Raw genomic sequence first — 12,595 nt, 5'->3', positions numbered from 1 at the left:
TTAACGGCTCCTGTTTAAGTTAAGACTTTGTTTGCTCTGACTTGCCACCGTTCGCGGCTTGTTGTTGATTGTCAGATGTTACTTCCTGCGCTTTTACCTGCACGCCAGGGCGAACTTTTTGCAAACCAGAGATAATGACGCGATCGCCAGATTTAAGTCCGTCAGTGACCACCCATTTATCGCCAATTGCCTGACTGGCAACGATTTGACGGGTTTCCACTTTGTCGTCAGCCCCCACAACCAGTGCTGTCGCATCACCGCGCGGCGTACGGGTCACACCTTGTTGCGGCACCAGCAATGCAGTCGGGTTGGTCCCTTCTTCCAGACGTGCGCGGACAAACATGCCCGGCAGTAAGGTGTGATCCGGGTTAGGGAAGATGGCGCGTAAGGTAATGGAACCGGTGGTCTGATCGACGGTCACGTCTGAAAATTCAAGCGTACCGGACTGCGGGAACTTGATACCGTCACTGGTCACCAGCTCGACTTTCGCCTTGCCGTTTTCCTGTTTCAGCGTTCCGTTAGCCAGTTCTTGTTTCAGACGCAGGAAGTCGTTGCTCGACTGCGTCACGTCAACATAGATAGGATCGAGCTGCTGCACGGTTGCCAGCGCGGTTGCCTGACCGTTCTGCACCAGGGCCCCTTCCGTCACGGCGGATTTACCAATACGGCCGCTAATCGGAGAGGTTACTTTGGTATACGCCAGGTTAATGCGTGCTGTTTCGACCGCGGCTTTCGCGGCAACGACGGCGGCATTCGCCTGTTGCGCATCGGCCAGCGCCTGATCGTAATCTTGTTGACTGATATACTGCGTTCCCAGCAGCTTTTTATAACGGTTAACCGTTACCTGAGCGATGCTGGCTGCGGCCTGTGCTTTCGCCAGATCGCCTTTCGCGCTTTCATAAGTGGCTTGATAAGTCGCAGGATCAATCTGATAGAGAGACACTCCTGCTTCGATATCACTACCTTCCTCGAAATTACGCTTCAGGATAATACCGCTCACCTGAGGACGAACTTCCGCAATACGGAAAGCACTGGTGCGACCCGGGAGTTCAGTTGTGATCTGTAGAGGTTCGGTTTTGAGCGTCACAACCCCAACTTCTGGCATCTGCTGGCCCCCTTGTTGGGCCTGTTTGTCGTCACATCCTGTAAGCGCTAAGCTGCCTGAGAGCATCAGAACGACCGCCAGAGGCGTAAACCCTCTGTTTTTGTTCATATGTAAACCTCGAGTGTCCGATTTCAAATTGATCAATGGTCAAAAGTCCACAAACCCATTGCTGCGTTTATATTATCGTCGTGCTATGGTACATACATCCATAAATGTATGTAAATCTAACACCTGTAAATTCACCGACATATGGCACGAAAAACCAAACAACAAGCGCAGGAAACACGACAACACATCCTGGATGTAGCGCTACGGTTGTTCTCACAGCAAGGGGTATCTTCCACCTCGCTGGCGGAGATTGCAAAAGCCGCTGGCGTCACTCGCGGTGCAATCTATTGGCATTTCAAAAACAAGTCGGATTTATTTAGTGAAATCTGGGAACTATCAGAATCCAGTATTGGTGAGCTTGAGACTGAGTATCAGGCAAAATTCCCCGACGATCCACTATCAGTGTTAAGAGAAATTCTCGTTCATCTCCTTGAATCTACCGTGACAGAAGAACGGCGACGTTTATTGATGGAGATTATATTCCACAAATGTGAATTTGTGGGAGAAATGACTATAGTTCAGCAGGCGCAAAGAAACATCTGTCTCGAAAGCTATGATCGTATCGAGCAAACATTAATGCATTGTATTAATTCAAAAATGTTGCCTGAAAATTTGCTTACGCGCCGGGCGGCGGTGATGATGCGCGCCACGGTTTCTGGCCTGATGGAAAACTGGCTCTTCGCCCCACAATCGTTTGATCTCAAAAAAGAAGCGCGAGATTACGTTGCCGTGTTGCTTGAAATGTTAACATTTTGTCCGACACTGCGCTCGGCAGGGCCCGACGCAACCTCCTGACGCGACTCCAGGAATTATCCTGGACGGTTTCTCTGCCGCTATTCTGTCTGACAGAGCCGTGATATTCTTGCTCGTTGACTATTTTCGGTCGTCTTTTCGGTTCAGAAACCTTCATTCACATGACTATGTTGCAGCTCTATAAACGTGCACAGCACCTTGTTTTCATCACGGTGGCTGTTTTCATCCTGATGCTGTCCTGCCAGTCTTTGGCGCTTGCCCGTGCGGCGTCAAACAGCGATTTGCCGTCGAAGGCGGACGTTCAAAGCCAACTGGATACGCTCAATAAGCAGAAAGACCTTTCCGCGCAGGATAAACTGGTTCAGCAGGATCTCATCGAGACCATCGCAACGCTGGAAAAAATCGAGCGGGTGAAAGACGAGACGACTCAGCTTCGTCAGCGCGTCGCACAGGCGCCGGAAAAAATGCGTCAGGCGACAGAAGCCCTGAATGCCCTCAGCGACGTGGATAACGATGATGAAACGCGTAAGACGCTCAGTACGCTTTCGTTACGCCAGTTAGAACTGCGCGTGGCGCAGGTACTGGATGATTTACAGAACGCACAAAACGATCTCGCCACCTATAACAGCCAGTTGGTTTCTCTGCAAACGCAGCCAGAACGTGTACAAAATGCAATGTACAACGCCTCTCAACAACTTCAGCAGATCCGCAATCGACTGGATGGCACCAATGTGGGTGAAGCGGCATTGCGACCAACTCAGCAGGTGCTGTTACAGGCGCAGCAAGCGTTACTGAATGCTCAGATCGATCAACAACGTAAGAGCCTGGAAGGCAATACGGTGTTGCAGGACACCCTGCAAAAGCAGCGTGATTATGTCACCGCAAACAGCAACCGGCTCGAGCATCAGATGCAGTTGTTGCAGGAGGCGGTCAACAGCAAGCGTTTGACCTTAACGGAAAAAACGGCGCAGGAGGCCATTTCGCCGGATGAAACCGCGCGGATCCAGGCGAATCCGCTGGTGAAACAGGAGCTGGAAATCAACCATCAGCTCAGCCAGCGCCTGATCACTGCGACGGAAAATGGCAATTCGCTGATGCAGCAAAACATTAAGGTCAAAAACTGGCTGGACCGTGCGCTGCAATCCGAACGTAATATCAAAGAACAAATCGCGGTGCTGAAAGGCAGTCTGCTGCTGTCGCGTATTCTCTATCAACAGCAGCAAACGCTGCCGTCGGCGGACGAACTCTCGGACATGACCAACCGCATTGCGGACCTGCGTCTGGAGCAGTTCGAAGTCAACCAACAGCGTGACGCGCTGTTCCAGAACGATGCGTTCGTGGCCAGGCTGGAAGAGGGCCACAGTAACGAAGTGAATGATGAAGTCCACGACGCGCTGTTGCAGGTTGTTGATATGCGTCGCGAACTGCTGGACCAGCTTAACAAGCAGCTGGGTAATCAGCTTATGATGGCCATTAACCTGCAAATTAATCAGCAGCAGTTAATGAGCGTCTCGAAAAGCCTGAAAGAGATCCTGACCCAGCAAATCTTCTGGGTGAACAGCAACCGGCCAATGGACTGGGACTGGATCAAAGCCTTCCCACAGTCGCTGAAAGATCAGTTCAAGTCGATGAAAATCACGGTGAACTGGGAAAAAGCGTGGCCGGCGGTGTTTATCGCTTTCCTGGCCGGATTGCCGCTGCTGCTGATTGCCGGGCTGATTCGCTGGCGTCTGAAGTGGCTGAAAGCGTATCAGCAGAAACTCGCTGCCGCGGTAGGAACGTTGCGCAATGACAGTCAGCTAAACACGCCGAAAGCGATTCTGATCGATCTGATCCGCGCGCTGCCGGTATGCCTGCTGATCCTGGCCGTTGGCCTGATTTTGCTGACGATGCAACTGAACATCAGCGACCTGCTGTGGGCATTCAGTAAAAAACTGGCCATCTTCTGGCTGGTCTTTGGCCTGTGCTGGAAAGTGCTCGAGAAAGACGGGGTAGCGATTCGTCATTTCGGTATGCCCGCGCAATTGACCAGCCACTGGCGTCGCCAGATTGTGCGCATCAGCCTGGCGCTGCTGCCGCTGCACTTCTGGTCCGTGGTGGCTGAACTTTCTCCGCTGCATTTGATGGACGATGTGTTGGGGCAGGCGATGATTTTCCTCAACCTGCTGTTGATCGCCTTTCTGGTGTGGCCGATGTGTCGCGAAAGCTGGCGTGATAAAGAGTCGCATGGCCTGCGCCTGGTGACGATCACCATCCTGTCAATCATCCCGATTGCGCTGATGGTGCTGACGGCAACCGGCTACTTCTACACCACACTGCGCCTGTCGGGCCGCTGGATTGAGACCGTTTATCTGGTCATCATCTGGAATCTGCTCTACCAGACGGTGTTGCGTGGATTGAGCGTCGCCGCGCGGCGTATCGCCTGGCGTCGTGCGCTGGCGCGTCGACAGAATCTGGTGAAGGAAGGGGCCGAAGGCGCGGAGCCGCAGGAGGAACCGACCATCGCGCTGGAGCAGGTGAACCAGCAAACGTTGCGTATCACCATGCTGTTGATGGTCTCACTGTTCGCGGTGATGTTCTGGGCGATTTGGTCCGATCTGATCACCGTATTCAGCTATCTCGACAGCATCACGCTCTGGCATTACAACGGCACCGAAGCGGGCGCTGCGGTGGTGAAAAGTGTGACGATGGGCAGTCTGCTGTTTGCCATTATCGCCTCGATGGTGGCCTGGGCACTGATCCGCAACCTGCCGGGTCTGCTGGAAGTGCTGGTGCTGTCGCGTCTGAAAATGCGTCAGGGGGCGTCGTACGCCATCACCACAATTCTTAACTACATCATCATTGCCGTCGGGGCGATGACGGTCTTCGGTTCGCTCGGCGTATCGTGGGATAAATTGCAGTGGCTGGCGGCGGCCCTATCGGTCGGTCTCGGGTTCGGCTTGCAGGAGATTTTCGGTAACTTTGTCTCGGGTCTGATCATTTTGTTCGAACGGCCGGTGCGGATTGGCGATACGGTGACGATCGGCACGTTCTCCGGTACCGTCAGCAAGATCCGTATCCGTGCGACCACCATTACCGATTTCGATCGCAAAGAGGTGATCATTCCGAACAAGGCGTTTGTAACCGAGCGTCTGATCAACTGGTCGCTCTCCGATACTACCACTCGTCTGGTGATCCGCATTGGCGTGGCTTACGGTTCAGATCTGGATAAAGTGAAGAAAGTCCTGCTTCAGGCCGCGTTGGAGCATCCGAAAGTGATGCACGATCCCGAGCCGGCGGTGTTCTTTACGACCTTCGGCGCCAGTACTCTCGATCACGAGCTGCGTCTGTACGTGCGTGAACTGCGCGATCGTAGCCATACGGTTGATGAACTGAACCGGTCGATCGATCGCCTGTGTCGCGAAAACAACATTGATATTGCTTTTAACCAGCTTGAAGTGCATCTGCGCAATGAGAAGGGCGATGAGGTGACGGAAGTGAAACGTGAGATCAAAGGCGACGATCCGACGCCGGCGGTCTAATCAAACTCCCGAATGTCTGATGGCGTTTGCGCGCCATCAGACATAACTTAATCCGTTGTAGGCCGGATAAGGCGCGTGCGCCGCCATCCGGCACAACTCAATCAGGCTTGTCAGCCGTTTGAGCCACTTTTTTTTCATAGTCCCGTTTAACCATTTCCAGCGCTTTCAGCACCGTGTCGGGGGCGACCTGGTTTTCTTCCAGCAGGACAATCAAATCGACGGCCAGTTTGACCTCATCCGGGGCATTTTCAAGTGACATAGCGACTCCAGGGATTAGCGGGTTAACCGCGTCAGAACACGTTCAATATTGTCGAGCGCCTTACGACAGCGCGCCAGACGACCTTCATAGATTTCCACTTCACGTTGCAACGTTTGTTGCTCGTCCAGGCGGGTGGCCTGAGCCAGCCGCGCCTTGCGTTGCGCGGTCATTTCCTGCAAACGTCGTTCAAATTCCTGATGCTGAATGCGCCTGCGCTGCCAGCGTGCCAGACCCGGCGCAGCACTGTCCCACTCCCGAAGTGACCAGCTGGCGGTTTCACGGGAGATCGCTTCCAGTTGCGACGCCAGATGTTCCGCAAGCCAGGCGACCTGCGGCAGTTGCTGCTGTTCAACCGCCTGACGCAGCGCCTGAAGATGGTTTTCCGCTTCTTCCAGGCAGGCCTGGAGCAGAGTGCTGCGGGTTTGAAAAAGATGGCGATCGAAGCGAGCGCTGAGCGTGGCATGCTGCGCCATCGGCGCGCAACGTTGGCGCAGAAGGGCGAGCTGATCTTCCAGCTTTTGCAGTAGCATGGCGGTTTTCAATTTAACACTCCGATGAAAATGATAACTGTTATGCTAAAGTAGCGTTCTGGTTTGCGATATGCCTTTATTATGCAACGAATCCTTTTAATCATCACGGGTTGGCTGGCGGTTGTGCTGGGAACGCTGGGCGTCGTGTTGCCTGTATTGCCGACGACACCGTTTATCTTACTGGCTGCCTGGTGCTTTGCCCGCTCATCGCCGCGTTTCCATGACTGGTTACTCTACCGCTCGTGGTTTGGCAGCTATTTGCGATTCTGGCAGAAATACAAGGCCATGCCGCCGGGCGTTAAGCCCCGCGCGATCGTGATGATTCTCATCACCTTCGCGGTATCGCTGTGGCTAACGCCGATGTGGTGGGTGCGGATCCTGCTACTGGTAATCCTGGTCTGTCTGCTGATATTTATGTGGCGAATACCGGTGATTGACGAAAAGCAACAAAAGCACTGAAGCGTAATAATTGCGGTTGCAATTGTGGGCGGTAGCCAGTAAATTCGACCGTTTTCGAGCACAGGCGCGTTGGGTTAAAGTCACTTTAGTCCCGTTTTTCTCTGCGCCGTGAAGTAACACCGTATCAATCAGGCACTAACTTATGACCGCGACTGCACAGCAGCTTGAGTTTCTCAAAAATAGCATTAAAAGCATTCAGGACTACCCGAAACCGGGCATTCTTTTCCGTGATGTCACCAGCTTACTGGAAGATCCGAAAGCTTATGCGCTCAGCATCGAATTGCTGGTTGAGCGTTACAAAAATGCAAGCATTACCAAAGTTGTCGGTACCGAAGCACGCGGCTTTCTGTTTGGCGCGCCGGTAGCGTTGGGTCTGGGCGTTGGCTTTGTGCCAGTGCGTAAACCGCGTAAACTGCCGCGTGAAACAATCGCTGAAAGCTATGAACTGGAATACGGTACCGATCAGCTGGAAATCCACGTTGATGCGATCCAGGCCGGTGACAAAGTGCTGGTGGTTGACGATCTGCTGGCGACCGGCGGCACGATTGAAGCGACCGTAAAGCTGATCCGTCGCCTGGGCGGCGAAGTGACCGACGCGGCGTTCATCATCAATCTGTTTGACCTTGGTGGCGAACAGCGCCTGGCACAACAGGGCATCAATTGCTACAGCCTCGTTCCATTCCCGGGACACTGATCGGCTCAACAGCACCTGACGTATTACCTGAAGACATGACCTCGCTGAATTAGCGAGGTTGTGTTAGCATTCCCCCCTATGAATCCACCTTCCAGCGTTTCAGAGCCAGCCAATGAGTTATCAGGTTTTAGCCCGAAAATGGCGCCCACAGACCTTTGCTGACGTCGTCGGCCAGGAACATGTGCTGACCGCACTGGCGAACGGCTTGTCGTTAGGGCGTATTCACCACGCATATCTTTTTTCCGGTACCCGGGGTGTCGGTAAAACCTCCATTGCCCGCCTGTTGGCAAAGGGACTGAATTGCGAAACCGGCATTACCGCCACGCCCTGCGGCGTGTGTGATAACTGCCGTGAAATCGAGCAGGGGCGGTTTGTCGATCTGATCGAGATCGATGCCGCCTCGCGCACCAAAGTTGAAGATACCCGAGACCTGCTGGATAACGTCCAGTACGCACCGGCGCGCGGTCGATTCAAAGTCTATCTGATCGACGAAGTGCACATGCTGTCTCGCCACAGTTTTAACGCGCTGCTCAAAACGCTTGAGGAGCCGCCGTCGCACGTCAAATTCCTGCTGGCGACAACCGATCCGCAGAAGCTGCCGGTGACCATTTTGTCTCGCTGCCTGCAGTTCCATCTTAAGGCGCTGGATGTTGATCAGATCCGCCATCAGCTTGAACACATCCTTAACGAAGAGCAGATCGCCCATGAACCGCGTGCGTTGCAACTGCTTTCCCGCGCGGCGGATGGCAGCCTGCGTGATGCGTTGAGTTTGACCGATCAGGCGATTGCCAGCGGTGATGGTCAGGTTTCTACCCAGGCGGTGAGCACGATGCTCGGCACGCTGGATGACGATCAGGCCCTGTCGCTGGTTGAAGCGGTGATAGCCGCCGACGGTGAGAAGGTGATGACACTGGTCAACGAGGCCGCTGCGCGGGGTATCGAGTGGGAAGCGCTGCTGGTTGAAATGCTGGGACTGCTGCATCGTATCGCGCTGGTCCAGCTATCTCCTGCTGCGCTGGGCAACGACATGGCGGCGATTGAAGTGCGCATGCGTGAACTGGCGCGCATCGTGCCGCCTGCTGACGTCCAGCTTTATTACCAGACGCTGCTGATTGGCCGTAAAGAACTGCCGTACGCGCCGGACAGACGTATGGGCGTTGAAATGACCTTACTGCGGGCGCTGGCGTTTCACCCCCGTATGCCGCTTCCGGAACCTGAGGTTCCGCGACAATCTTTCGCCCCTGTCGCGCCAACGGCGGTGATGACGCCGACTCAGGCGCCGCAGCAGTCTACACCTGCGCACCCGGCTCCGGCGGTGCCTCTGCCGGAATCCACCAGTCAGGTACTGGCGGCGCGCAACCAACTGCAACGTGCGCAGGGAGCAACCAAAGCAAAAAAGAGTGAACCGGCAGCCGCATCCCGCGCGCGGCCGGTGAATAACGCTGCGCTGGAAAGACTGGCTTCGGTATCAGAACGCGTGCAGGCTCGTCCTGCGCCGTCTGCGCTCGAACAAGCTCCGGCGAAGAAAGAAGCTTATCGCTGGAAGGCGACCACACCGGTTGCTGAAGTGAAAGAGGTCGTGGCGACGCCGAAGGCGCTGAAGAAAGCGCTGGAGCATGAGAAAACGCCGGAACTTGCAGCCAGGCTGGCGGCAGAAGCGATTGAACGCGACCCATGGGCGGCGCAGGTGAGTCAGCTTTCACTGCCAAAACTGGTTGAGCAGGTCGCGCTCAATGCCTGGAAAGAAGAGAACGGCAGTGCAATCTGTCTGCATTTACGTTCCAGCCAGCGTCACCTGAATTCCAGCGGCGCGCAGCAAAAGCTGGCGGAAGCGCTGAGTGCGCTGACAGGATCAACGGTTGAACTGACCATCGTAGAAGATGATAATCCGGCGGTGCGAACGCCGCTGGAGTGGCGTCAGGCGATTTATGAAGAGAAACTTGCGCAGGCGCGCGAGTCGATAGTTGCGGATAACAACATCCAGACCCTGCGTCGATTCTTCGATGCGGAACTGGATGAAGAGAGTATCCGCCCCATTTGATCGTAAGCGACGCTTATGATTGTCATCCCTTAACGTGATTGAGAGAGAAGCCTATGTTTGGTAAAGGCGGTCTGGGTAACCTGATGAAGCAGGCCCAGCAGATGCAGGAAAAAATGCAGCAGATGCAGGAAGAAATCGCCAGGCTGGAAGTGACCGGTGAATCCGGCGCAGGTCTGGTGAAAGTGACCATCAATGGCGCGCATAACTGCCGTCGCGTGGAGATCGACCCAAGCCTGCTCGAAGATGACAAAGAGATGCTGGAAGATCTGGTTGCTGCCGCGTTCAACGATGCTGCCCGTCGCATTGAAGAGACCCAGAAAGAGAAGATGGCCTCTGTTTCCTCCGGTATGCAGTTGCCGCCAGGCTTTAAGATGCCGTTCTGATGCAAACCAGCCCGCTGTTAACTCAGCTTATGGAAGCACTGCGCTGTCTGCCGGGCGTTGGTCCGAAATCGGCGCAGCGCATGGCGTTTACGCTGCTTCAGCGTGACCGCAGCGGCGGGATGCGCCTGGCGCAAGCGCTCACCCGGGCAATGTCGGAAATCGGCCACTGTGCCGATTGCCGCACCTTCACTGAACAGGATGTCTGCAATATTTGTTCGAATCCGCGTCGCCAGGAAAACGGCCAGATTTGCGTGGTCGAGAGTCCGGCGGATATCTACGCGATTGAGCAGACCGGGCAGTTTTCCGGGCGCTACTTCGTGCTGATGGGGCATTTGTCGCCGCTTGACGGCATCGGGCCGGATGATATCGGTCTCGACAGACTCGAGCAACGCCTCTCTTCAGAGCCGCTAAGTGAAGTGATTCTCGCGACCAACCCAACGGTTGAAGGGGAAGCCACGGCGAACTACATTGCGGAGCTCTGCGCGCAGTATGGCGTTGACGCCAGCCGTATCGCCCACGGTGTGCCGGTCGGCGGTGAACTGGAGATGGTGGACGGCACCACGCTGTCACATTCTCTGGCAGGACGTCACAAGATTAAATTCTGACCAAACGGAGGTTGCGCTCGCGACCTCCGCTTGAAATCCCCCGCGGTTGTCCCCATTTCCCTCACAACGTGTTTTTTACCATTAAAAATGGCATTGTTGAGGTAGATCTACATGAAAGGACAAGAAACTCGTGGGTTTCAGTCAGAGGTAAAACAACTTCTGCATCTGATGATCCATTCTCTGTATTCCAATAAAGAAATCTTCCTGCGTGAGCTTATCTCTAACGCCTCCGATGCGGCAGACAAGCTGCGTTTTCGCGCGCTGTCGAACCCGGACCTCTATGAAGGCGACGGTGAACTGCGCGTGCGCGTCTCCTTCGATAAAGATAAGCGTACGTTGACCATTGCCGATAACGGCGTGGGGATGAACCGTGATGATGTGATTGATCATCTGGGGACCATTGCGAAGTCCGGGACCAAATCTTTCCTCGAATCTATGGGCTCCGATCAGGCGAAAGACAGCCAATTGATCGGCCAGTTTGGGGTTGGCTTCTATTCCGCGTTTATCGTGGCGGATAAAGTGACGGTCCGCACGCGCGCCGCGGGCGACAAGCCGGAGAATGGCGTGTTCTGGGAGTCGGCTGGCGAAGGTGAATACACCGTTGGTGATATCACCAAAGACGATCGCGGAACGGAAATCACGCTGCATCTGCGTGAAGGGGAAGACGAGTTCCTCGATGACTGGCGCGTACGTTCCATCATCAGCAAATATTCCGACCATATCGCACTGCCGGTTGAGATTGAAAAACAGGAAGAGAAAGATGGCGAAACCGTCGTTTCCTGGGAGAAAATCAACAAGGCTCAGGCGCTGTGGACCCGTAACAAGTCGGAAATCAAAGACGACGAGTACAACGAGTTTTACAAGCATATCGCGCATGATTTTACCGATCCGCTGACCTGGAGCCACAACCGTGTGGAAGGGAAGCAGGAGTACACCAGCCTGCTGTATATCCCGTCTCAGGCGCCGTGGGACATGTGGAACCGCGATCACAAGCACGGTCTGAAACTGTATGTTCAGCGCGTCTTTATCATGGACGACGCCGAGCAGTTCATGCCGAACTACCTGCGCTTCGTGCGAGGGCTTATCGACTCTAACGATCTGCCGCTGAACGTCTCTCGTGAGATCCTGCAGGACAGCAGCGTTACTCGCAATCTGCGTAGCGCGTTGACCAAACGTGTTCTGCAAATGCTGGAAAAACTGGCGAAAGACGACGCGGAAAAATACCAGACGTTCTGGCAGCAGTTCGGTCTGGTGATGAAAGAAGGTCCGGCGGAAGATCACGCTAACCAGGAAACCATCGCCAAACTGATGCGTTTCGCGTCAACGCATACCGACTCTTCTGCGCAGACGGTCTCTCTGGAAGACTACGTCTCCCGCATGAAAGAAGGGCAGGAGAAAATCTACTACATCACCGCAGACAGCTATGCAGCGGCGAAAAGCAGCCCGCATCTGGAACTGCTGCGTAAGAAAGGCATCGAAGTACTGCTGCTTTCCGATCGCATTGACGAGTGGATGATGAACTACCTGACCGAGTTCGATGGTAAGGCGTTCCAGTCCGTCGCCAAAGCGGACGAGTCGATCGACAAGCTGGCCGATGAGGTTGATGAAAGCGCGAAAGAAGCGGAAAAAGCGCTGACGCCGTTCGTGGAGCGTGTGAAAACCCTGCTGGGCGACCGGGTAAAAGACGTGCGTCTGACGCATCGTCTGACCGATACGCCGGCGATTGTCACTACCGACGCGGACGAAATGAGCACCCAGATGGCGAAACTGTTTGCCGCTGCGGGTCAGAACGTGCCGGAAGTGAAATACATCTTTGAACTTAACCCGGACCACGTGCTGGTGAAACGCACAGCTGAGACCCAGGACGACGCGAAGTTCAACGAGTGGGTTGAACTGCTGCTGGATCAGGCGCTGTTTGCTGAGCGCGGCACGCTCGAAGATCCAAACCAGTTCATCCGCCGTATGAACCAACTGCTGGTTTCCTGATAACGGCTTGTAGTGCCGGATGGCGCTGACGCTTATCCGGCCTACGGTTAAAGCTGTTTTTGTAGGCCGGATAAGGTGCTTGCACCGCCATCCGGCTTTTTTTTCGCGCATCTTCCCCTCATTAACCGTTTCAGCCTTACCCCGCTTCCTT

Annotated in this window: 11 protein-coding genes and 1 other annotated feature; of the genes, 8 read left to right on the top strand and 3 right to left on the bottom strand. The window is 54.6% G+C overall.

Annotated elements, in window-relative coordinates:
* Positions 1-19 precede the first annotated feature (19 nt).
* The gene (acrA, locus tag I6L53_RS16185) at positions 20-1,213 is read right to left on the bottom strand and encodes a multidrug efflux RND transporter periplasmic adaptor subunit AcrA (RefSeq protein WP_042324450.1); all 1,194 of its coding nucleotides are present in this window, start codon (positions 1,211-1,213) and stop codon (positions 20-22) included.
* A gap of 141 nt (positions 1,214-1,354) precedes the next feature.
* Between acrA and acrR the strand changes: the two genes are divergently transcribed.
* Complete coding sequence (gene acrR / locus I6L53_RS16180; protein WP_042324448.1) at positions 1,355-2,008, top strand: multidrug efflux transporter transcriptional repressor AcrR; 654 nt, start codon at positions 1,355-1,357, stop codon at positions 2,006-2,008.
* Between the two features lie 119 nt (positions 2,009-2,127).
* Entirely contained in the window at positions 2,128-5,487 is a 3,360-nt protein-coding gene (gene mscK / locus I6L53_RS16175) for a mechanosensitive channel MscK (protein WP_042324445.1), read from the top strand.
* 97 nt (positions 5,488-5,584) lie between these two features.
* Here the strand turns inward: mscK and rsmS are convergent, their stop codons facing one another.
* Together rsmS and priC are read right to left on the bottom strand one after the other, a co-directional pair.
* Positions 5,585-5,746: a pleiotropic regulatory protein RsmS gene (gene rsmS / locus I6L53_RS16170; RefSeq protein ID WP_042324443.1), complete on the bottom strand. Its 162-nt coding sequence runs from the start codon at positions 5,744-5,746 to the stop codon at positions 5,585-5,587.
* Between the two features lie 14 nt (positions 5,747-5,760).
* Positions 5,761-6,288 carry a primosomal replication protein N'' gene (gene priC, locus I6L53_RS16165; protein WP_042324441.1) on the bottom strand — a complete coding sequence of 176 codons (528 nt, stop codon included), beginning with the start codon at positions 6,286-6,288 and terminating at the stop codon, positions 5,761-5,763.
* 69 nt (positions 6,289-6,357) lie between these two features.
* On the opposite strand from priC, the gene I6L53_RS16160 reads away from it, so the two are divergent.
* The 6 genes from I6L53_RS16160 (at position 6,358) to htpG (ending at position 12,444) form a co-directional block, all read left to right on the top strand.
* Entirely contained in the window at positions 6,358-6,735 is a 378-nt protein-coding gene (locus I6L53_RS16160; protein WP_042324439.1) for a DUF454 family protein, read from the top strand.
* A 142-nt stretch (positions 6,736-6,877) separates the two neighbouring features.
* A complete protein-coding gene (apt, locus tag I6L53_RS16155; RefSeq protein WP_042324437.1) occupies positions 6,878-7,429 on the top strand; it encodes an adenine phosphoribosyltransferase in 552 nt (183 codons plus the stop codon).
* Between the two features lie 112 nt (positions 7,430-7,541).
* On the top strand, positions 7,542-9,470 hold the full coding sequence (gene dnaX, locus I6L53_RS16150; protein WP_042324435.1) for a DNA polymerase III subunit gamma/tau: 1,929 nt from the start codon (positions 7,542-7,544) through the stop codon (positions 9,468-9,470).
* Positions 8,803-8,867: a sequence feature (DnaX frameshifting element), on the top strand. Its footprint overlaps the gene before it by 65 nt.
* A gap of 53 nt (positions 9,471-9,523) precedes the next feature.
* Complete coding sequence (locus I6L53_RS16145; protein ID WP_042324433.1) at positions 9,524-9,853, top strand: YbaB/EbfC family nucleoid-associated protein; 330 nt, start codon at positions 9,524-9,526, stop codon at positions 9,851-9,853.
* Positions 9,853-10,458 carry a recombination mediator RecR gene (recR, locus tag I6L53_RS16140; RefSeq protein WP_042324431.1) on the top strand — a complete coding sequence of 202 codons (606 nt, stop codon included), beginning with the start codon at positions 9,853-9,855 and terminating at the stop codon, positions 10,456-10,458. The genes I6L53_RS16145 and recR overlap by 1 nt, the downstream gene beginning before the upstream one ends.
* Before the next feature lie 111 nt (positions 10,459-10,569).
* Positions 10,570-12,444 carry a molecular chaperone HtpG gene (gene htpG, locus I6L53_RS16135; RefSeq protein ID WP_042324428.1) on the top strand — a complete coding sequence of 625 codons (1,875 nt, stop codon included), beginning with the start codon at positions 10,570-10,572 and terminating at the stop codon, positions 12,442-12,444.
* The last annotated feature ends 151 nt before the right edge of the window (positions 12,445-12,595 follow it).

This window comes from Citrobacter farmeri, from assembly GCF_019048065.1.
Lineage (GTDB): Bacteria > Pseudomonadota > Gammaproteobacteria > Enterobacterales > Enterobacteriaceae > Citrobacter_A > Citrobacter_A farmeri.
The sequence above is the reverse complement of the archived record's forward strand: the minus strand, read 5'-3'. Positions and strand labels throughout refer to the sequence as shown.